The sequence below is a fragment of the Hydrogenophaga sp. BPS33 genome (genome assembly GCF_009859475.1).
In the GTDB taxonomy this organism is placed as follows: Bacteria; Pseudomonadota; Gammaproteobacteria; order Burkholderiales; family Burkholderiaceae_C; genus Hydrogenophaga.
In genome coordinates, this window is sequence record NZ_CP044549.1 from 3122103 (window position 1) to 3142990 (window position 20888).

Genomic DNA, 20888 nt, shown 5'->3' on the forward strand with positions numbered 1-20888 from the left:
GTCAGTGCTTCACGTCCAGCGTGAACTCGGTGAAGGTGGCGAGTTCGCCGCCTTCGTCTTCGGCATGGGCCGCTTCGGCGGCCTTGCTGGTGTTGAAGTCGTTCTGCAGGCGCCAGAGCAGGTTGTTGGGGGAGTCCGCGTGGGCCAGGCCTTCGTTGCGCGAGACCAGGCCGTCGCGAATGAGGCGCGCCAGGTCCTGCTCGAAGCTTTGCGAGCCTTCGGCCAGCGATTTCTCCATGGCTTCGCGCACGCCCGAGAAGTCGGCTTTCTGGATCAGGTCGGCGACCAGCGCGGTGTTGAGCATGACTTCCATGGCCGGCACACGCCCGCCCGTGTGGGTGCGCAGCAGGCGTTGCGAGACGATGGCGCGCAGTGCCGCGGCCAGGTCGCCCAGCAGGGTGGGGCGGACCTCGACCGGGTAGAAGCTCAGGATGCGGTTGAGCGCCTGGTAGCTGTTGTTGGCGTGCAGCGTGGCCAGGCACAGGTGGCCCGATTGCGCATAGGCGATGGCGGCCGACATGGTTTCGCGGTCGCGGATCTCGCCGATCAGGATCACGTCGGGGGCCTGGCGCAGCGCGTTCTTCAGCGCGATCTGCAGCGAGGCGGTGTCCGAGCCGATCTCGCGCTGGTTCACGACCGACTTCTTGTTGCGGTACACGTACTCGACGGGGTCTTCAATGGTGAGCACGTGGCCGGTGGTGCGTTCGTTGCGGTGGTCGATCATGGCCGCGAGCGTGGTGGTCTTGCCCGCGCCGGTGGCGCCGACCATGAGCACCAGCCCACGCTTCTCCAGAATCAAATCGGCCAGTATCGGCGCGACGTTGAGCGTGTCGAGCGGTGGGATGTCGGTGGGCACGAAACGGATCACCACCGCGATGTTGCCGCGTTGGCGGAAGGCGCTGACGCGGAAGTTGCCTACCGATTCCAGCGGCACCGCCATGTTGAGCTCACCCGTTTCCTGCAGCTCTTCCAGGCGGGTGGGCGGCACGATCTCGGCCAGCAGGTTGCGCGGCGCATCGGCGGGCAGCACCTGGCTGTTGACCGGGATGGTCTGCCCGTTGATCTTGATCATCGCCGGGGCATGTGCCGTCAGGTACACGTCCGAAGCCTTCTTCTCGGCCATCAGGCGCAGGATGCGCTCCATCGTTCCGCTGCTCATACCGAACTCCCTTCCATGTGCGTTGTGATCGGGGTCGCGTCAGGTCAGCATCAATCCCGCAGCAGGTCGTTCAGGCTGGTCTTGGAGCGGGTTTGCGCGTCGACCGTCTTCACGATCACGGCGGCGTACGTGCTGTAGTCCTTGCCCGAAGCCGTCTTCTTGGGCAGGTTGCCGCTGATCACCACGCTGCCGGCCGGCACGCGGCCGTACGAGACTTCACCGGTGTCGCGGTTGAAGATGGGGGTGCTCTGGCCGAGGTACACGCCCATGCCCAGCACCGAGTTCTCTTCGACGATCACGCCTTCGACCACTTCGGAGCGCGCGCCGATGAAGCAGTTGTCTTCGATGATGGTCGGGTTGGCCTGCAGGGGTTCGAGCACGCCGCCCAGGCCCACGCCGCCGGAGAGGTGCACGTTGGCGCCGACCTGCGCGCACGAGCCCACGGTGGCCCAGGTATCGACCATGGAGCCTTCGCCCACGTAGGCGCCGATGTTCACGTAGCTGGGCATGAGGATCGCGCCCTTGGCGATGAAGCTGCCGCGGCGCGCCACAGCCGGTGGCACCACGCGCACGCCGGTGGCCTTGAGTTCGGCTTCGCTCAGGTGCGAGAACTTGGTCTGCACCTTGTCGAAGAAGCCGAGATCGCCGGCGCGCATCATTTCGTTGTCCTTGAGGCGGAAGGACAGCAGCACGGCTTTTTTGATCCACTGGTGCACGGTCCACTGGCCCACGCCTTCGCGCGTGGCCACGCGCAGATGGCCGTTGTTGAGTTCGGCGATCACGTGCTCCACGGCATCCGTCACCTCTTTGGGTGCCGAGGCGGGCGAGAGTTCGGCGCGGTTGTCCCAGGCGGTGTCGATCAGGGTTTGCAGTTGTTGGCTCATGTGATGTGATGCTCGAGGCTGAGGTAGGAAAGAGAAGCGGGAAAAAGATGGCAGCGGGGCGTCAGGCGTGGCGCTGCACAAAGGAGTGGATGCGTTGGGCGGCTTCGAGGCATTCGGCGGTCTCGGCCACCAGGGCCATGCGGATGCGCCCGGCGCCGGGGTTCACGCCAGCGACTTCGCGGGCCAGGTAGCTGCCGGGCAGAACCGTGACATTGTATTGAGCCAGCAGTTCGCGCGCGAACGCCTCGTCGGCGCTCAGCCCGGGCACGGCCTGGGCGAACGAGGCCGGCACGCCGGCCCAGAGGTAGAAGGCGGCATCGGGCAGGGCGACGTCGAGCACCTCGGCCAGCACCGGCGTGGCCTGGGCGAACTTCTCACGGTATTGGCGGCGGTTGTCGACCACGTGCGCTTCGTCGCCCCAGGCGGCGATGCTGGCGGCCTGCACTACCGTGCTCATGGCGCCCCCGTGGTAGGTGCGGTAGAGCTGGAAGGGCTGGATCAGCGACGCGTCGCCGGCCACGAAGCCGCTGCGCAGGCCGGGCACGTTGCTGCGCTTGGACAGGCTGGTGAACATCACCAGGCGGCGGAAATCGTGCCGGCCGAGTTTCGTGGCGGCCTCCAGCCCACCCAGCGGCGGCTCGTCGCGGAAGTAGATCTCGCTGTAGCACTCGTCGGAGGCGATCACGAAGCCGTGGCGGTCGCTGAGTTCGAACAGGGTCTTCCACTCGTCCAGCGGCATGACCGCGCCGGCCGGGTTGCCGGGCGAACACACGTAGAGCAGTTGGGTGCGGGCCCAGACCTCGCCGGGCACGCTGGCCCAGTCGGGCGCGAAGTTGCGCGCCGGGTCGCTGGCCACGTAATGCGGCACCGCGCCACCGAGCAGCGCCGCGCCTTCGTAGATTTGATAGAACGGGTTGGGCATGACCACCGTGGCGCCTTCGCGCGTGGGGTCGATGACGGTCTGGGCAAAGGCGAACAGCGCCTCGCGCGTGCCGTTGACCGGCAGGACCTGCGTGGCCGCGTCCAGCGCCACGCCGTAGCGTCGCTGCATCCAGCCCGCGCAGGCTTCGCGAAAGGCCGGGGTGCCGGCGGTGGGCGGGTAGTTGCTCAGGCCGGTTTCCAGCGCGTCCGTGAAGGTTTGCTTGAGGAAGGCCGGGGCTTCGTGCTTGGGCTCGCCAATGCCCAGGCTGATGGGGCGAAGCGCGGGGTTGGGGGTGACGTCGGCGAACAACTGGCGCAGCCGCTCGAAGGGGTAGGGCTGCAGGCGCGAGAGCAATGGGTTCATGGCCGCCGATTATCGTGCAGGCGCACGGTATCATCGTCGCCACCCTCACCGCGCGCGCCGCGGTGAAATTGCCTTTGAATTCAACCACTTGGCCTTGCCAAGGGAGCTCTCAAGCGTGCGCCTCAACTCGATCAAGCTCTCCGGCTTCAAGTCTTTCGCCGAACCGACCAACTTCATGCTGCCCGGCCAACTCGTCGGCGTGGTGGGTCCCAACGGGTGCGGCAAGTCCAACATCATGGACGCGGTGCGCTGGGTGCTGGGCGAGTCCAAGGCCTCGGAGCTGCGCGGCGAATCCATGCAGGACGTGATCTTCAACGGCACGACCTCGCGCAAGCCCGCCAGCCGTTCCAGCGTCGAACTGGTGTTCGACAACAGCGACCACCGTGCGGGCGGCCAATGGGGCCAGTTCGCCGAAATCGCCGTCAAGCGCGTGCTCACGCGCGATGGCACGAGCAGCTACTACATCAACAACCAGCCGGTGCGCCGCCGCGACGTGCAGGACGTGTTCCTCGGCACGGGCCTCGGCCCGCGCGCCTACGCCATCATCGGCCAGGGCACCATCAGCCGCATCATCGAGAGCAAGCCGGAAGAGCTGCGCCTGTTTCTCGAGGAAGCCGCGGGCGTCTCCAAATACAAGGAGCGCCGCCGCGAAACCGCCAACCGCCTGTCAGACACGCGCGAGAACCTCACGCGGGTGGAAGACATCCTGCGCGAACTCAACGCCAACCTGGAGAAGCTGGAGAAGCAGGCCGAGGTGGCCGCGCGCTACAACGAGCTGCAGTCCGGTGCCACGCTCAAGCAGCACCAGTTGTGGTTTCTCAAGCGCAGCGAGGCCGAGGCCGACCAGGTCAAGGTGAAGAACGATGCCGCGCAGGCGGTCAACAACCTGGAGTCGCGCACCGCCGACCTGCGCCGCGTCGAGTCCGAACTGGAAACCATCCGCCAGGCGCACTACGCCGCGGGCGACCAGGTGAACCAGGCGCAGGGCAAGCTGTACGAGGCCAGCGCGGAGGTCGGCAAGCTCGAAGCCGAGATCCGCTTCGTGGTCGAAGGCCGCCAGCGCGTCGAACAGCGCCTGGTGCAGCTCAAAGAGCAGATCGCCTCCTGGGCCACGCGCAGCGAGGACGCGACGGTCGAGCTGGAGCAACTGGCCGAGTCCATGGTGCAGGCCGAGGAACAGTCGGTCGTGCTGGCCGCGCAGGGCGAGGAGCAGGCGGGCGCGTTGCCCACGCTCGAAGACCACCTGCGCCAGGCGCAGATCCGTGCCAACGAGCAGCGCGGCAGCGTCACGCAGGTGCAGCAGCAGATCCAGGTGCTGGCCGCCGAGCAGCGCAACGTGGAAGAGCAAAGCCGCGCGCTCAACCAGCGCCGCGAACGCCTGGACACCGACCGCAAGGCGCTGGCCGCGCCCGACGAGGCACGCCTGCTCGAAGCGCAGGCGCAACTGGCCGCGGCCCAGGAGAGCGCCGAACTCAACGACGCCGTGCTGCACGAATTGCAGGACAGCGTGCCGCAACTCGACGAGCAGCGCCGCGCCGCGCAGCAGGCCGTGAACCAGGAATCGGCCAGGCAGGCCGATCTGTCCGCGCGCATGGAAGCGCTCAAGGCGCTGCAGGACAAGGTCAAGACCGACGGCAAGCTCAGGCCCTGGCTGGCCAAGCACGGGCTGGACAGCCTGCAGGGTCTGTGGAGCCGCATCCATATCGAACCCGGTTGGGAAAACGCGCTCGAAGCGGCGTTGCGCGAACGCATGGGCGCGCTGGAGGTCTCGCGCCTGGACATGGTGCGCGCCTTCGGCAACGACGCGCCGCCGGCCAAGCTCGCGTTCTACAGTCCGCCTGCGGGCGCAACGGCGGCGACCAGCGCCACCAGCCTCAAGCCCCTGGTGCAATGGCTGCGCCTGAACGACGCAGCGCAGCAGGCCCTTTTGAACGAGTGGCTGCACGGCTGCCTCACGGCTGCCAGCCTGGAAGAAGCGCTGGCCCAGCGTGCGCAGTTGCAACCCGGCGAAGTGATCTTCGTCGCCAGCGGCCATGCCGTCACCGCGCACAGCGTGAGCTTCTACGCGCCCGACAGCGAGCAGGCCGGCCTGCTGGCGCGCGCGCAGGAAATCGAGAATATCGACAAGCAGCTCAAGGGGCAGGTGCTGATCGCCGAGCAGGCGCGCACGGCCTTGGTGCGTGCCGAGGCCGCCTACAGCGACGCCTCGCAGCGCCTGGTGAGCGCAAGGCGCGAAGCGGCCGAGTCGCGCAGCCGCGCGCACGCATTGCAGGTGGAGGCCTTGCGCCTGACCCAGCTGGCCGAGCAGACGCGCGCGCGCAGCGAGCAGATCGGCGCCGATCTGTCCGAGGTCGATGCGCAGCTCGAAGAACTGCAGGAGCGCCGCGTGACGGCCGAAGCGCGCTTCGAAGAACTGGACATGCAGCTGGCCGACAGCCAGGAGCGCCACGCCCAGCTGGACGACAAGGTCATCGAGGCCGAGCGGGCCCTGAACCAGGCGCGCGAGCAGCAGCGTTCGCTGGAGCGCACCGCGCAGGAAGCGGTGTTCGCCCTGCGCAGCCTGCAGGCGCGCCAGAGCGAATTGCAGCGCTCCATGGAAACCGCCGCCACGCAGGAGAAGTCGCTCGCCGAAGAAGAACAGCGCGCCAGCGAGGAGCTGGGACGCCTGAACGATGCGGCGGCCCAGGCCGGGCTGCAGAGCGCGCTGGACGTGAAGCTGGAGCGCGAGCAGGCGCTGGGCGCGCTGCGCAGCCAATACGACGACCTCACCACCAAGCTGCGCGCCAGCGACGAGCGCCGCCTGCAGCTCGAACGCGAGCTGGAGCCGCTGCGCAACCGCATCACCGACTTCCAGCTGAAGGAACAGGCCGCGCGCCTGGGCGTGGAGCAGTACAGCCAGTTGCTCGACGAGGCGCAGGCCGATCTGGCGGCGGTGGCACAGAGCATCACCGAAGGCAACGTGCGGCTCAATGGTCTGCAAGGCGAGATCGACCGCTACCACCGCGAGATCCAGTCGCTCGGCGCGGTCAACCTCGCCGCGCTCGACGAACTCACGGCCGCGCGCGAGCGCAAGACCTTCCTCGACGCGCAGACGGCCGACCTGGTGGAAGCCATGAACACGCTGGAAGACGCGATCAAGAAGATCGACAACGAAACGCGCGAACTCCTGGGCAGCACCTTCGAGACTGTCAACGGCCACTTCGGCCGCATGTTCCCCGAGCTGTTTGGCGGCGGCAATGCCAAGCTGATGATGACCGGCGAGGAAATCCTGGACGCGGGCGTGCAGGTGATGGCGCAGCCCCCGGGCAAGAAGAACCAGACCATCCACCTGCTCTCGGGCGGGGAAAAGGCGCTCACCGCCATCGCGCTGGTGTTCGCCATCTTCCAGCTCAACCCGGCGCCGTTCTGTCTGCTCGACGAGGTGGACGCGCCGCTGGACGACGCCAACACCGAGCGCTACGCCAAACTGGTCACGGCCATGTCCAAGGACACCCAGTTCCTCTTCATCAGCCACAACAAGATCGCCATGGAAATGGCCAAACAACTGATCGGCGTGACCATGCAGGAGCAGGGCGTCTCGCGGATCGTGGCGGTGGACATGGAGTCCGCCGCCGGCATGCTCGAAACCTCCTGATCGAAACCCTTCAGCACGCACCATGAGCACACTGCAAATCGGTCTGGCCATCATCGGAGGGCTCGTGTTGGCGGGCGTCGTCGCCTACAACGCCTGGGTCACCAGCAAGAGCGCGCCGCGCACGGTGCGCGAACGCGCGGGCGGCGGCGCATCGCCGGACGAACGCGCCGGCGACGAAACCTTGCCCTACACCCCGGCCGACCTGACCGAGCACGAGATGCAACGCGTCGATCCGGTGTTTGGCGATACACCGGGCGCACCGGAACCGGCCGATCCCGCCGAGGTGGCTGCGGCAACGGCTTCTGTCAGCATCAACCCCTTGATGGGCCAGCCACCGGAGAAGCGGCCGGGCCTGGACGCGCTGATCGACGTGATCGCCCCCCTGGTGCTGGAGCACGAGGTCTCGGGCGATGCCGTGTTGGCGGCTTTGCCGGGCACGCGGCGCGTGGGCAGCAAGCCGTTCGCGGTGGAAGGACAGAGCGAGGCCACCGGCGAATGGGAAGGCCCGCGCGCCGGGCAGCGCTACCGCGCGCTGCAGGCCGGCGTGCAACTGGCCAACCGCTCGGGCGCGCTCAACGACATCGAGTTCTCGGAGTTCGTGGTGAAGGCCCAGGCGTTTGCCGACGCGGTCGGTGCGGCGCCCGATTTCCCCGACATGCGCGCCGAAGTGGCCCGCGCGCGCGAACTCGACGCTTTCGCCAGTGGGCACGATGCGCAACTCGGCTTCACGCTGCGCGCGCGCCGCACGGCCTGGAGCCCGGGCTACGTGGCGCAACACGCCGCCCGGCTGGGCTTCGTGGCCGGGGCCTTGCCCGGGCGCATGGTGCTGGCCAGCGGCCAGAACGGGCAGGCCCCCATCCTGAGCCTCGTGTTCGATTCCCAGGCCGCGATGGCCGAAGACCCCGAGCAGAGTGCCTTGCGCGAAATCGCGCTGTCGCTGGAAGTCACGCACGTGCCGCGCGGCGAGCAGCCTTTTGCGCGCATGCGCCAGGTGGCAACCGCGTTGGCCGACGCCATGGAAGGCGTGATCACCGACGACGGTGGCCAGCCGCTGTCGGCCGACACCATGGACCGCATCGGCGCCGACCTGGAAAGCCTCTACGACGCGCTGGACAGCCGGGACCTCGCGGCCGGCTCGGCCCAGGCGCGGCGCCTCTTCTCTTGACCTCCGTGTGCCTTCACGCTCCACCGCTTCGCCGGTATGACCTCTGATCTTTTTGCCGAGCCTGCGTCGCCGGCCGAGCGCGCCGCCGAGCTGCGCGCACAACTGCATTACCACGCCCACCGCTACTACACACAGGACGATCCGGAGATTCCGGACGCGGCCTACGACGCGCTGTTTCGCGAACTGCAGGCCATCGAGTCCGCGCACCCCGAGCTCTTGACCCCCGATTCGCCGACCCAGCGCGTGGGCGGCGCCATCCTCAAGGAATTGGCGCCCGTGCGGCACGCCGTGCCCATGCTCAGCATCCGCACCGAGACCGACACCGAGGCCAGCGGCGCGGTGGCGTTCGACGCACGGGTGCGGCGCGAGCTGCGCCTGGGCGAGTCGGACCCCCCTGTGGATTACCTGGCCGAACTCAAGTTCGACGGTCTGGCCATGAGCCTGCGCTACGAACAGGGCGTGCTGGTGCGGGCCGCTACGCGCGGCGATGGCGAAACCGGGGAAGACGTGACGCACAACGTGCGCACGATCGGGCAGATCCCGTTGCGCCTGCCGGCCGAGGTGCCCGAGGTGCTGGAAGTGCGTGGCGAGGTCTACATGCGCCGCGACCAGTTCGAGGCGCTCAACGAGCGCCAGCGCGAGAAGATCGCCAGCGGCGCCAAGGGCGAGAAGACCTTCGTAAACCCGCGCAACGCCGCAGCGGGCGCCGTGCGCCAGCTCGATTCGAAGATCGCCAGCGAACGGCCGTTGAGTTTTTTCGTGTATTCCTGGGGTGAGGTGCTGGGCGATGCCCAACCGCCGGCCACGCAGTACGACTGGCTCATGCGCCTGAAAGCCTGGGGCTTCCCCGTGGCCGAGCAGACCACCCGCTGCCGGGGTGCGGACGACCTGGTGGCGTTCCACCAGCGCATTGGCGCCCTGCGCGACAGCCTGCCGTTCGACATCGACGGTGTGGTCTACAAGGTCGACTCGCTGGACCTGCAGAAGCAGATCGGCTTCGTCTCGCGCGAGCCCCGCTGGGCGGTGGCGCACAAGTACCCGGCGCAGGAACAGCTCACCACGGTGCAGGCGATCGACGTGCAGGTGGGGCGCACCGGCAAGCTCACGCCGGTGGCCAAGCTCGCGCCCGTGTTCGTGGGCGGCGTCACGGTGACCAATGCGACCTTGCACAACGAACTGGAAGCGCGCCGCAAGGACGTGCGCGTGGGCGACACGGTGGTCGTGCGCCGCGCGGGCGACGTGATTCCCGAGGTGGTGTCCGTGCTGGCGGACAAGCGCGTGGGCGATCCGCCGCCGTTCACCATGCCGAGCCAGTGCCCGGTCTGCGGCAGCGATGCCGTGCGCGAGGAGGGCGAGGCCGACCACCGCTGCACCGGTGGCCTGTTCTGCGCCGCGCAGCGCAAGGAAGCCATCCTGCACTACGCGCACCGCCGCGCGGTGGAGGTCGAAGGGCTGGGCGACAAGCTGGTGGAACAACTGGTCGACAGCGGCCTGATCAAGACGCTGCCCGATCTCTACAAACTTGGTTTCACCGCCTTGGCCGGGCTGGAACGCATGGCCGAGAAGTCGGCGAACAACATCGTGGCGGCGCTGGAAAAGTCCAAGCACACCACGCTGCCCCGCTTCCTCTTCGGCCTGGGCATCCGCCACGTGGGCGAAGCCACCGCCAAAGACCTGGCGCGCCATTTCGGCAACCTGGATCGTGTCATGGCCGCCAGCGTGGACGAGCTGCTGCAAGTCAACGACGTCGGCCCGGTGGTGGCCCAGAGCATCCACACCTTCTTCGAGCAGCCGCACAACCGCGAGGTGGTGGCCCAGCTGCGCGCGGCCGGCGTGACCTGGTCGGAGAACGAAGGCGAGCAGAACACGCCGCAACCCTTGCTGGGCAAGACCTTCGTGCTCACCGGCACCTTCCCGACCTTGACCCGCGACCAGGCCAAGGACTTGCTCGAAGCGGCTGGCGCCAAGGTGGCGGGCTCGGTGAGCAAGAAGACCGACTACGTGGTGGCCGGCGCGGAAGCTGGCAGCAAGCTGGACAAGGCGCAGACGCTGGGCGTGGCGGTGATCGACGAGGCGGCGATGCTCGACATGCTCCAACCACCCGCAGGCGGTTGAGCGCGCTACACCGCCGCCTTATTCGCCCAACCGATAACTCAGCGTGAGGCTGGCGCGCCAGTCGCGCTCCGTGTTTTCCACGGGCCGGTCGCCGGTGGCCCTGGACACCGCCAGGTCCAGGCTGTATTGCTTGTGGTTGGTCAGGCGCACGCCCAGGCTGACCGAACGCAAACGTTCGGGGTTGGGCGTGCCCAAGCGGGCGTAGACGCGCGCCGCTTCCAGCAACACATAGGGCTGCCACTGCCGCAGCCACACGCTGTCGACCACAAAGCTGCGGTTGAGTTCGAGCCCGAGACCCCAACCCGAGTCGCCCACCGCTTCGCCCGCGCCGTAGCCGCGCGCGAAGCGGTTGCCGCCGAAAGAAAGCTTTTCGCCGCTGGGCAGGTTGTGCGGGCTGTACTGCACCGCAAACGAGGCGGCGGTGCCGAAGCGGTTCGCGAAGCGGTGTTGGTGGCCGCCTTCGATCAACAGTTTCGAGAAGTCCAGTTCCACCGAGCTCGGCCCCGCCAGACCCGTTACGTTGCTGGTGATGCGGGCGCGCGCGCCCATGCTGTCGATGCCCTGGGTCAGCCGCAGGTTGAGCTGCACGCTGTCGTTGGGCATCTGGCGCGAATACGCCACCTGGGCGAACACGGCGCGCACCTGGGTGTCGTCGACGAGTTGCGCGCCATTGGCCGGGTTGGTGATCGCATCGCGCGTGTTCGTGCCGTAGAGGCCGGTGCTCACCACCCAACTGGCCTCGCGGGTGAGCTTGAGCGGCAGCGTGGCGGCAAGCTCGGCGCGTTCCACCTCGGTTTCGCGCTGCAGCGGATTGCTCACGCCCAACTGCTCGTCGGGGTCGCCTCGATAGTGCGACAGCGACCCCTTCAGCGACCATCCTTCGTCTCCCACGAACTGCTCGTAGTGCGCTGCGCTGTAGTGGTCGTTCCTGGCCGAGGACAGGAGCGTCGAAGCGCCAAGCTGACTGCCGGACACCAAGGGATTGTTCAACACGCCGCTGACCACCGCGCGGGGATGGGGCTTGCGCGTCTCCAGACCTGCCACCACGTCATAGGGTTTGTGTCGCGCGGTGATCACCAAGGCGCTGGCACCGTCCGTGCTGGTGGGCAACTGCATCTGGGCCTGTATGCCTACGCCGGGCAGGCGCCCAAGCAGATTGGTGAAATGCTCGAAGGTGCTCGAGCGCAGAGGCTTCTCGTGCAGGATGTGGTTGGCGATCTCGCGCAGTTTGGACTCGGCCTTGCCCGCATCGCCTTCGATGCGGACCGTTTGCACATGCCCTTCCACCGCCACGATGCGCACCACGCCGTTGGCGAAATCCTGCATCGGCACGTAAAAGAACGACAAGGCGTAGCCGCGCCGCTGGTACAGCGCGGTGGCCTGTTGGCTGCGCTCGACGAGCGTGCCGACCGACGTGGGCGTGCCCGCCAGCGGCGCGAACAGCGCTGCCACGTCGTCAAAAGGGATGGACCGCACGCCCTCGATGGCGAACTTCGTGGGCGTGACCTGGGTGTTGAGCACGGCAGCGGCCGGCGGTTCAGGCCGCTGGACGTCGACTTGCACGGGCGTCTCGGGCTGCATCGGCAACTCGGGACGGGGGAGGGTGTCCAGTGGACTGCCGACGGGGGCGGCGCTTTGCGCGCCCACCCCCGTGGTCACCCACCAGGACGCCCCAGCGAGCAGAAGCTGCCGGGTAACGCGTCGGGGCATGGACTGCTCTTTCTCCTGGAACCGAGGTTCAGCGTTGCAGCGCGCCGGTGAGGCCACCGGTGATCGAGCCGACGGCGTTCACCACCGGGGTGAGGATGTTGCCGGCACCGGTGTCCGTGCCACCGCTGGCCACGGTGCTGGTGAGCCCGGTGACAACGCCGACCACAGGCGCGAGAACGCCGGTGCCTGCTGTACCGCCGGTGGTTCCGCCGACGGTGTTGGTCAAGCCAGTGACGAGTCCGGTGACGGGCGCCAGCAAGCCGCCAGTCGTGCCGCCCTCGGTGCCTCCCAGGGCGACCCCGACGTTGGTGACCAGTCCGCCGGTCTGCCCCACCACTTGGCCGAGGCTGTTGACGATGGGTTGGTTGCCATTGCCTGACACGCCCACGCCCAACTGCTCCGCCGTGCCGCCCACACCGACGACCAGATTGCCCACCAGGTTGCCCGCACCCGTGGCGCCACCCGCGCTGGAGGTGAGTTGCGATGCGGTGGCGGTGATCGGAACGATCAGGCTGTTGACCGTGCTGCCCACTTGCTGGACGGGGCTGGTGGCGCTGGCGTTGGGCGGCGCGTCCACCAGACCGCTTGCATGGCCGAGGGTGTTCGAGGTGTTGCCCAGAATGCTGCCCACCGGAGCGGCGAGCGGTGCATTGCTGCCGCCCACCGCGGTGCCAGCCTGGCCCAGCGCCTGCGTGATCGGTTGCACGAGCTGCCCCACCGGCGCGCCCAGGCCGGTGGCGGACCCCACCGTCTGGGTAGCGCCCACGACCGTGTTGGCCACCGTTTCCACCGCGTTGCTGCCCTGGCCCAGCACCTGGTTGAGCGGACCGGTGCTCGCCTGTGTCTCGACCGTCTGACCCACGCGGCTGACCACGCCGCCGACCTGATTCACCAGCTGTCCCGCCACGTTGGTGACCGGGCGCAGCGCGGAAGTGGCGGGGTTGCTGCCCAGGCCGGTGACGACGTCGCCGGCACTTGAGACGGTGCGGCCTGTCTGGGTCACCGTGCCCCCCACGCCGGCGGCCGTGACGCCCAGGGGATTGTCGACCTCGCCCATTTGACCCAGGCCATTGGCCAACGCGGCGCCGAGCGTGCCCACGGTGTCGCCCGCGTTCGTCACCAGTTGGTTCGTGGCTTGCGCCGACTCGGTGCCGACCACGGGCTGGACCACGTTGCCCAGCGTGCCACCGAGGCCAGACACGGTCTGGCCCAGGTCGGTCACCGTGTTGCCTTGTTCGCGCACGATTTCGGCCAATGGCGACGAGCCACCCGAGCCAGAGCCGCCACCGCCGCCGCCTGTGGCCACACTGCCACCACCGGCATCGCTGGCCAGCGTGCCAGACCCCGAGCAACCGGCCAAAACCAGCGTTGCTGCGGCCAATAGGGTTAGACCGGCGCGCGCCGGACCTTGGGAGCGATTGCTTGTCTTCATGGAAATATCCTCCGAAAAATGGGACGCCGCACAAACCCCGGAATGGGGAAGCAGCCAGCTGATTTTTGGCAACGAATTGAATTGCCTGGGTTGGGTTGGATTCACGCTATTGATCGCCAATAGACGTGACCAATCGGTCAAATTAACTGGTGCCCAGATGAACTCTAGTACGTTGTCCGTCAAGCAGAAATAGGACTTTCGCCCCCTGTCACTAGCGGTATTTGCAAGCCCGGAGTTGAATTGATGGGGTATATTGGCGACGGGAAACTTGTATTGCAATGGAAAAATGTGGCCTTTTCTTTGCAATGCCATGGAGTCTTTTTATTGGATTTGGCTTTGGCCGACATTTCTACGTCAAGGACATTCCCTACAATGAAATTGGAAATATGTCACATTCGCGCGTGGCCGCATTGCCCGTGCAATGCCTGCGATTTGCTGAAAACCCAAGCCCATGACCATTCAGACCATCTTGAAGATGGGCGACGAGCGCCTCTTGCGCCACGCCCAACCGGTGACCGTGTTCGACACCCCCGAACTGCACCAGCTCATTGCCGATCTGCAGGACACCATGGCCGCTGCCCGCGGCGCGGGCCTGGCCGCACCGCAGATCGGGGTCGACCTGCAGGTGGTGCTGTTCGGCAGCGGCCTGCCGAATCCCCGCTACCCGGACGCGCCGCCGGTGCCGCGCACGGTGCTCATCAATCCGACCATCACACCGCTGGGCGACGAGGAAGAAGAAGAGGACTGGGAAGGTTGCCTGTCGGTGCCCGGCATGCGAGGCGTGGTCCCGCGCTGGCGGCGCATCCGCTACCAGGGCCTGGACGCGCAGGGGCGCGCGATCGACCGCGAGGCCGAGGGTTTCCATGCGCGCGTGGTGCAGCACGAGTGCGACCACCTGTGGGGCACGCTGTATCCCATGCGTGTGCGCGATTTCCGCCGCTTCGGTTTCACCGAGGTGCTCTTTCCCGGGCTCGGCGTGGTCGAAGACGACTGAAGCCACACGCTCACACTGGCTCAGGCCTCGCATACAAACCGTATCGCTTCTGAAACGAATTGAAATGTTCGGCCGGTGAAATCGACTAGAGTCGGTCCCCGGAATAACAACCGAACAGGGACTCCCGTTCATGAAGCGATTGCTTGCCATGATGGCCAGCGCCGCCGTGCTGAGCGCGTGCAGCGTGACCAAACCACCTGCCGAGGTGCCGGTGGAATTGCCCAGCACCTGGTATGCCCCGCCGCTGCCGCACCAGGGCAGCACCGAACAACTCACGGCCTGGTGGAGCGCGTTCGACGACCCGCTGCTCGCCGACTGGATTGCGCGCGCCCAGACCGTGAGCCCTTCCGTGGCATCGGCGCGTGCACAGGTGTATGCGGCGCGCGCGGCGCGCCTGGGTGTCGAGGCACAGACCGGCCCGCAACTCAACGCGGTCGCGAATGCCTCGCGCGGCATCACCGACACGAGCCTGCCGCTGGGCACCACCTTGAGCGCCGGCCTGCAGGCTTCCTGGGCCATCGGCCTGTGGGGTGAAGCGGGCGCACGCCGCAGCGCTGCGCAGGCGCAGCAGGAAGCGGCGGGCGCTGGCTGGCACGAAGCCCGTGTGCTGGTGGCTTCCGAATTGGCGCAGTTGTATTTCGGGCAGCGCCTGTGCCGCGAACAACTGGCGGTGGCCGCACGCGACCGCGACTCGCGCGCCATCACGGCCGAGAACAACGCCACGTCCGAACGCGCCGGGCTCACTGCCCCGTCCGTCGCTGCCCTGGCCCGCGCCAGTGGGGCCGAAGGCGCGGCGCGCTACCGCCAGCAGGAGGCGCTGTGTGAGGGGCAGGTGAAGTCGCTCACCGCGCTCACCCACCTGCCCGAGCCCGAGGTGCGCCAGCGCCTGGCCGGCGCGCCAGACCTGCAGGCTTTGCTGCGCACCGATCGCATGGACCGCATGCTGTCGGTGAACGCGGTGCCGGCCGATGCGATCCGCCAGCGGCCCGACGTGTACCGCGCTCAACGCGAGCTCGTGGCCGCCAGCGAAGAGGTGGGCGTGGCCAAGGCCGCCTTGTTGCCCAGCCTGTCGTTCTCCGGCAGTGTGTTGCGCAACCGCTTCTCGGGCGGTGGCATGCAGGTCTCGGCCACGTCGTGGTCGGTCGGGCCGCTCACGCTGAGCATGCCGCTGCTCGGACGCGGCGCCCTGCAGGCCAACACCGACAGTGCCCAGGCGCGCTACGAGGCGGCCGCGGCCGCCTACGCGGGCACCGTGCGACAGGCCGTGGCCGAGGTGGAGCAAGCGCTGGTCACGCTCTCGGGCCTGCGCGAGCGCGTGGCGGCCACCGACACCGCGGTGACCGGTTATGGCCAATCGTTCCAGGGCACCGAAGCGCGTTACCGGGTGGGCCTGGCCAGCCTGAACGAGCTGGAGGAGGCGCGCCGCCTCAAACTCAACGCCGACAGCAGCGCCGTGGCCTTGCAGCAGGAACGCATCAACGCCTGGATCCAGCTGTACGTCGCGCTCGGCGGTGGCTTCGATCCCGTGAACAACCCCGACGCCTTCATCAAAGACCCATCATGAACGCAGCTCCCTCGACATCGCGCAAACGCTGGCTCTGGCTGGCCATCGCTCTCGCCCTGGTGCTTCTGGCGGTCTTCGTCGTCTTCCTCCAGAAGTCGGCGAGCGCACCGGACGAAGCGGCTTCTGCGGAAGACCAGGCACCCCGGCCTTCGCTGACCGTCACCGTGGCCAAGCCCGAGCGCCTCAATCTGCCCATCCGCCTGCAGGCCAACGGCAACATCACGGCCTGGCAGGAAGCCAGCGTGGGCGCCGAGGTGAACGGCCTGCGCCTGGCCTCGGTGAACGTGAACGTGGGCGACGTGGTGCGCAAGGGCCAGGTGCTGGCCGTGTTCGCCAGCGAAACCACCCGCGCCGACAGCCTGCAGAGCCAGGCCAGCCTGGCGCAGGCCGAAGCCAGTTTCGAGAACGCCAAGGCCGACGCCGACCGCGCGCGCTCGATCCAGGACTCCGGCGCCTTGTCCAAGTCACAGGTGGCGCAGTACCTCACGCAGGAGCGTGTGGCCAAGGCACAGTTCGAAGCCGCCAAGGCCGTGCTCAGTGCCACCGAGGTGCGCCTGGGCAACACCCGCGTGCTCGCGCCCGACGACGGCGTGATCTCCGCGCGCACCGCCACCGTGGGCGCGGTGGTCGGCGCGGGGCAGGAATTGTTTCGCATGGTGCGCCAGAGCCGCATGGAGTGGCGTGGCGAGGTCACGCCCAGCGAAGTGGGGCGCGTGCGCGTGGGGCAGAAGGTGGACGTGACGGCGGCCACGGGGCTTGAGATCGTGGGCAAGGTGCGCGCGATCGCGCCCGGTGCCGATCCGCAGACGCGCAACATCCTGGTGTTCGTGGACCTGCCGCGCCATGCCGAGCTCAAGGCCGGCACCTTCGCGCGTGGCAGCTTCGACCTCGGCCAGAGCGAAGCGCTCACCGTGCCTGCGCAGGCGATCGTGGTGCGCGATGGCAGCAACTACGTGTTCGTGGTCGATGACCAGGCCAAGGTCGCTCAGCGCAAGGTGCGCACCGGGCGCCGTGTGGACGAGCGCGTCGAGGTGCTCGAAGGCGTGAAGCAAGAGGAGGCGGTGGCCGTGCAAGGCGCGGGGTTCCTCAACGACGGCGATCTGGTGAAGATCGTTCAATGAGGGCCGCCAGATGAACGTTTCCGCGTGGTCCATCAAAAATCCGATTCCGGCAGCGATGCTGTTCGTCATGCTCACGCTCGCCGGCCTGTTCTCCTTCAAACAGATGAAGGTGCAGAACTTCCCGGACCTGGACCTGCCCACCATCACCGTGGTGGCGGCCCTGCCGGGCGCCTCGCCCAACCAGCTCGAGAACGACGTCGCCCGCATCATCGAGAACAGCCTGGCTTCGCTGCAGGGCTTGAAGCACATCTACACCAAGGTGCAGGACGGGACGGTCTCGCTCACGGCCGAATTCCGCATCGAGAAGAACACCCAGGAAGCGCTGGACGACGTGCGCTCGGCCGTGGCCAAGGTGCGCAGCGAACTGCCCACCGACCTGCGCGACCCGATCGTCAACAAGGTCGAACTGGCGGGCGGCGCGGTGCTGGCCTACACCGTCTCGTCCGACAAGATGGACGCCGAGGCCCTGTCCTGGTTCGTCGACAACGACGTCTCCAAGCAGTTGCTCTCGGTCACCGGCGTGGGCGCGGTCAGCCGCGTGGGCGGTGTCGACCGCGAGGTGCAGGTGCTGCTCGACCCGCTCAAGCTGCAGGCGCTGGGCACCACGGCCACCGATGTGTCGCGCCAGTTGGCGCGGGTGCAGATCGAGAGCGCGGGTGGGCGCGTCGACCTGGGCGGCAGCCAGCAGCCGCTGCGCACGCTGTCGCAATTGGCCTCCGCCGAGGCCTTGTCGAAGATGGAGATCGCGCTCTCCGATGGCCGCTACGTGCGCCTGGAGCAGATCGCCGAGGTGCGCGACACCATCGCCGAGCCGACCGCCGCCGCCTTTCTCGACGGCAAGCCGGTGGTGGGCTTCGAAGTGGCGCGCAGCCGGGGCGCGAGCGAGATCGAGGTGGGCGACGGCGTGCGCGCACGCCTGAAGGACCTGCAGACCGCGCGGCCCGACCTGCACATCACCGAATCGTTCGATTTCGTGACGCCCGTGGCGGAAGAATTCGACGCGTCCATGACGCTGCTCTACGAGGGCGCGCTGCTGGCCGTGCTGGTGGTCTGGCTGTTCCTGCGCGACATCCGCGCCACCTTCGTCTCGGCCATTGCGCTGCCGCTGTCGGCCATTCCGGCCTTCATTGGCATGTACTACATGGGCTTCACCATCAACGTGGTGACGCTGCTGGCGCTCTCGCTCGTCATCGGCATCCTGGTGGACGACGCGATCGTGGAGGTGGAGAACATCGTGCGCCACATGCGCATGGGCAAGTCGCCGTACCAGGCCGCGATGGAGGCGGCCGACGAGATCGGCCTGGCCGTGATCGCCACCACCTTCACGCTGATCGCGGTGTTCCTGCCCACGGCCTTCATGGCCGGCATTCCGGGCAAGTTCTTCAAGCAGTTCGGCTGGACGGCGGCCCTGGCGGTGTTCGCCTCGCTGATCGTGGCGCGCGCACTCACGCCCATGATGGCGGCCTACATCCTCAAGCCCTTCATCCGCAAGGACATGCCGCGCTGGGCCGACTCCAACCCGGTCACACGCGGTTTCTGGCGCTGGTCCAACAACCAGGAAGAGCCGGCGTGGCTGAACCGCTACCAGGACTGGGCGCGCTGGTGCATTCGCCACCGCTGGATCACCAGCCTGGGCGCGGGCGCGTTCTTCGTCGGCTCTCTGGCGCTGATCCCGCTGCTGCCGCAGGGCTTCATTCCGCCGGACGACAACTCGCAAACCCAGGTGTTCCTGGAGCTCTCACCGGGCGCCACGTTGGAGCAGACGATTGCCACGGCCGAGCGCGCGCGTCAATTGGTGACGGCCGTGCCGCACGTGCGCTCGGTCTACACCACCATCGGCTCGGGCACGGCCGGCACCGATCCGTTCGCGCCACAGGGCGCGGCCGAGTCGCGCAAGGCGGCGCTGACCATTCAGCTCGACCCACGGGGCGAGCGGCCGCGCAAACAGGGCATCGAAAACCAGTTGCGCGAGGCCATGTCCAACCTGCCGGGCGTGCGCAGCAAGGTCGGCCTGGGGGGCTCCGGGGAGAAATACATCCTCACGCTTACCGGCGCGGACGCACACGCACTGAGCACCGCAGCGCGCGCCATCGAGCGCGACCTGCGCACCATCCGCGGCGTGGGCAGCATCCAGTCCACGGCGGCCCTGGTGCGCACGGAAATCATCGTCACACCCGATCTGGCGCGCGCCGCCGAACTGGGCGTGACCAGCAGCGCGATCGCAGAAACCCTGCGTGTGGCCACGGTCGGCGACTACGACAACGCCTTGCCCAAGATGAACCTGCCCGAGCGGCAGATCCCGATCGTGGTCAAGCTCGATGAAGGCGCCCGGCACGACCTGGATGTGCTCAACCGCCTGGCGGTTCCAGGCAGCCGAGGCCCGGTGATGCTGGGGCAGGTGGCCTCGCTCGAGTTCGGTGGCGGGCCAGCCGTGATCGACCGCTACGACCGTGCGCGCAACATCAACTTCGAAGTGGAGTTGGCCGGTATTCCGCTGGGCGACATGAAGATGGCCGTGGAGAAGCTGCCCAGCCTGCGCAACCTGCCACCGGGCGTCTCGGTGCTGGAGATCGGCGACGCCGAAGTGCAGGGCGAACTGTTCGCCAGCTTCGGCCTGGCCATGCTGACCGGCGTGCTTTGCATCTACATCGTGCTGGTGCTGCTGTTCAAGGCCTTCCTGCACCCGGTCACCATTCTGGCCGCGCTGCCGCTGTCGCTGGGCGGCGCCTTCGTGGCCCTGTTGCTGACGGGCAAGAGCTTCTCTATGCCTTCGCTGATCGGCCTGATCATGCTCATGGGCGTGGCGACGAAGAACTCGATCCTGCTGGTGGAATACGCCATCGAGGCGCGGCGCGAGCACGGCCTGAGCCGGCTCGACGCGATCCTGGACGCCTGCCACAAGCGCGCGCGCCCGATCGTGATGACGACGATTGCCATGGGCGCGGGCATGCTGCCCATTGCCATCGGCTGGGGCGCGGCCGATGGCAGCTTCCGTTCCCCGATGGCGGTGGCGGTGATCGGCGGCCTGATCACCTCGACCTTCCTCAGCCTGCTGGTGATCCCGGCGGTGTTCACCATCGTGGACGATGTGTCGATCTGGGCGTCTGGGTTGTTTCGCCGCAAGGGCTCGGCGGGGCTGGATGCCGCTGAGCGCACCAGGGCCTGAGAGGCTTTTCTCCTCCCTCCGGCACCGTGGGCATCTACAGCGAAGTGTTTGACCGCTGTGGCCACCGGCAATGGAATGGCTCCCACAGCCCTTCAGCCTTCCCCTTCACTGCTGCGCCCACTGGACCAGACTTTCATGCTCGTCGTACATCGGCAACTTTGGTGAGATGTCGTAGGCACCAGACTCAATGATCGCAATAGCGAACCTGCATGCCTGAAGCTTGTCGGGGTGGTCAAGCCAGGCGTTGACAGCCGCTTCACCACTTCGGCGAACGAGGGCCGTGAGTTCGTCCATGGTGGCCTTGCGTCTGGCTACACCGCCTGCCGCTTCGTCCTCTGCGAAGCGTGCCCCCATGTACTTCTCAGAAGCCAGGATGTATTTGACGTTGCGTGCTTGCCATCTAAGGCTACGCTGATCAAGCCATCGAATTGAGCGATGTACCTTGCTGAGCGTGACCGACGTTGGGAAGTCGGTCAAATTCGCGGCGAGCCGCTGCCTTTCCGCCCCGAGATGCGCACTTGAGGTGCGCTGCGGGCGCACTCATGCCATGAGGCGCTGTCGCGCCAAGTAGATGTTCGCCAAACCCAGAACCACGAATGCGCGCGTGGCGTTCTTGGCAAGACCTCGGTAGCGCACCTTGGCAAAGCCCCACAGCCGGA

At 67.5% G+C, this 20888-nt stretch carries 13 protein-coding genes and 1 pseudogene; 7 read left to right on the plus strand and 7 right to left on the minus strand.

Annotated features, from left to right (window positions below; all coding sequences use genetic code 11):
- Position 1: 1 nt before the first annotated feature.
- From F9K07_RS14415 to dapC, 3 genes are all read right to left on the minus strand, one after another.
- Complete coding sequence (locus F9K07_RS14415; RefSeq protein WP_159594089.1) at positions 2-1159, minus strand: PilT/PilU family type 4a pilus ATPase; 1158 nt, start codon at positions 1157-1159, stop codon at positions 2-4.
- A gap of 50 nt (positions 1160-1209) precedes the next feature.
- Entirely contained in the window at positions 1210-2043 is an 834-nt protein-coding gene (gene dapD, locus F9K07_RS14420; protein ID WP_159594090.1) for a 2,3,4,5-tetrahydropyridine-2,6-dicarboxylate N-succinyltransferase, read from the minus strand.
- Between the two features lie 61 nt (positions 2044-2104).
- A complete protein-coding gene (dapC, locus tag F9K07_RS14425) occupies positions 2105-3328 on the minus strand; it encodes a succinyldiaminopimelate transaminase (protein ID WP_159594091.1) in 1224 nt (407 codons plus the stop codon).
- 115 nt (positions 3329-3443) lie between these two features.
- Between dapC and smc the strand changes: the two genes are divergently transcribed.
- From smc to ligA, 3 genes are read left to right on the plus strand one after another with little or no spacing between them, the layout of a single operon-like run.
- Positions 3444-6962 (plus strand): chromosome segregation protein SMC, encoded by a 3519-nt coding sequence (smc, locus tag F9K07_RS14430; RefSeq protein ID WP_159594092.1) that lies wholly within the window; start codon positions 3444-3446, stop codon positions 6960-6962.
- Positions 6963-6984: 22 nt separating this feature from the next.
- Positions 6985-8127 carry a cell division protein ZipA C-terminal FtsZ-binding domain-containing protein gene (locus F9K07_RS14435; RefSeq protein WP_159594093.1) on the plus strand — a complete coding sequence of 381 codons (1143 nt, stop codon included), beginning with the start codon at positions 6985-6987 and terminating at the stop codon, positions 8125-8127.
- A gap of 36 nt (positions 8128-8163) precedes the next feature.
- Positions 8164-10242: an NAD-dependent DNA ligase LigA gene (gene ligA, locus F9K07_RS14440; RefSeq protein ID WP_159594094.1), complete on the plus strand. Its 2079-nt coding sequence runs from the start codon at positions 8164-8166 to the stop codon at positions 10240-10242.
- Positions 10243-10260: 18 nt separating this feature from the next.
- Here ligA and F9K07_RS14445 read toward each other — a convergent pair whose 3' ends face one another.
- Together F9K07_RS14445 and F9K07_RS14450 are read right to left on the minus strand one after the other, a co-directional pair.
- Positions 10261-11952, minus strand: a complete 1692-nt coding sequence (locus F9K07_RS14445) for a ShlB/FhaC/HecB family hemolysin secretion/activation protein (protein WP_159594095.1) — start codon at positions 11950-11952, stop codon at positions 10261-10263.
- Positions 11953-11980: 28 nt separating this feature from the next.
- Positions 11981-13384, minus strand: a complete 1404-nt coding sequence (locus F9K07_RS14450; protein ID WP_159594096.1) for a collagen-like triple helix repeat-containing protein — start codon at positions 13382-13384, stop codon at positions 11981-11983.
- Between the two features lie 451 nt (positions 13385-13835).
- On the opposite strand from F9K07_RS14450, the gene def reads away from it, so the two are divergent.
- The 4 genes from def (at position 13836) to F9K07_RS14470 (ending at position 20229) form a co-directional block, all read left to right on the plus strand.
- Entirely contained in the window at positions 13836-14378 is a 543-nt protein-coding gene (gene def / locus F9K07_RS14455) for a peptide deformylase (RefSeq protein WP_159594097.1), read from the plus strand.
- 130 nt (positions 14379-14508) lie between these two features.
- Positions 14509-15942, plus strand: a complete 1434-nt coding sequence (locus F9K07_RS14460; protein WP_159594098.1) for an efflux transporter outer membrane subunit — start codon at positions 14509-14511, stop codon at positions 15940-15942.
- Positions 15939-17063, plus strand: coding sequence for an efflux RND transporter periplasmic adaptor subunit (locus tag F9K07_RS14465; RefSeq protein ID WP_159594099.1), 1125 nt, complete (start codon positions 15939-15941; stop codon positions 17061-17063). Before F9K07_RS14460 ends, F9K07_RS14465 begins: the two co-directional genes overlap by 4 nt.
- 10 nt (positions 17064-17073) lie before the next feature.
- Positions 17074-20229, plus strand: coding sequence for an efflux RND transporter permease subunit (locus F9K07_RS14470; RefSeq protein WP_159594100.1), 3156 nt, complete (start codon positions 17074-17076; stop codon positions 20227-20229).
- A gap of 105 nt (positions 20230-20334) precedes the next feature.
- On the opposite strand, the gene F9K07_RS14475 is transcribed toward F9K07_RS14470, so the two are convergent.
- Together F9K07_RS14475 and F9K07_RS31590 are read right to left on the minus strand one after the other, a co-directional pair.
- Entirely contained in the window at positions 20335-20769 is a 435-nt protein-coding gene (locus F9K07_RS14475; RefSeq protein ID WP_159594101.1) for a hypothetical protein, read from the minus strand.
- Positions 20770-20886, minus strand: a pseudogene (locus F9K07_RS31590) (IS5/IS1182 family transposase); the annotation flags it as partial. It abuts the gene before it with no gap.
- Positions 20887-20888: the final 2 nt, after the last annotated feature.

Coding starts and splice junctions, on each gene's coding strand:
- F9K07_RS14415 (WP_159594089.1), bottom strand. CDS start 1,159: ATGAGCAGCGGAACGATGGAGCGCATCCTGCGCCTGATGGCCGAGAAG.
- F9K07_RS14445 (WP_159594095.1), bottom strand. CDS start 11,952: ATGCCCCGACGCGTTACCCGGCAGCTTCTGCTCGCTGGGGCGTCCTGG.
- def (WP_159594097.1), top strand. CDS start 13,836: ATGACCATTCAGACCATCTTGAAGATGGGCGACGAGCGCCTCTTGCGC.
- F9K07_RS14450 (WP_159594096.1), bottom strand. CDS start 13,384: ATGAAGACAAGCAATCGCTCCCAAGGTCCGGCGCGCGCCGGTCTAACC.
- F9K07_RS14465 (WP_159594099.1), top strand. CDS start 15,939: ATGAACGCAGCTCCCTCGACATCGCGCAAACGCTGGCTCTGGCTGGCC.
- dapC (WP_159594091.1), bottom strand. CDS start 3,328: ATGAACCCATTGCTCTCGCGCCTGCAGCCCTACCCCTTCGAGCGGCTG.
- ligA (WP_159594094.1), top strand. CDS start 8,164: ATGACCTCTGATCTTTTTGCCGAGCCTGCGTCGCCGGCCGAGCGCGCC.
- F9K07_RS14435 (WP_159594093.1), top strand. CDS start 6,985: ATGAGCACACTGCAAATCGGTCTGGCCATCATCGGAGGGCTCGTGTTG.
- dapD (WP_159594090.1), bottom strand. CDS start 2,043: ATGAGCCAACAACTGCAAACCCTGATCGACACCGCCTGGGACAACCGC.
- F9K07_RS14460 (WP_159594098.1), top strand. CDS start 14,509: ATGAAGCGATTGCTTGCCATGATGGCCAGCGCCGCCGTGCTGAGCGCG.
- F9K07_RS14470 (WP_159594100.1), top strand. CDS start 17,074: ATGAACGTTTCCGCGTGGTCCATCAAAAATCCGATTCCGGCAGCGATG.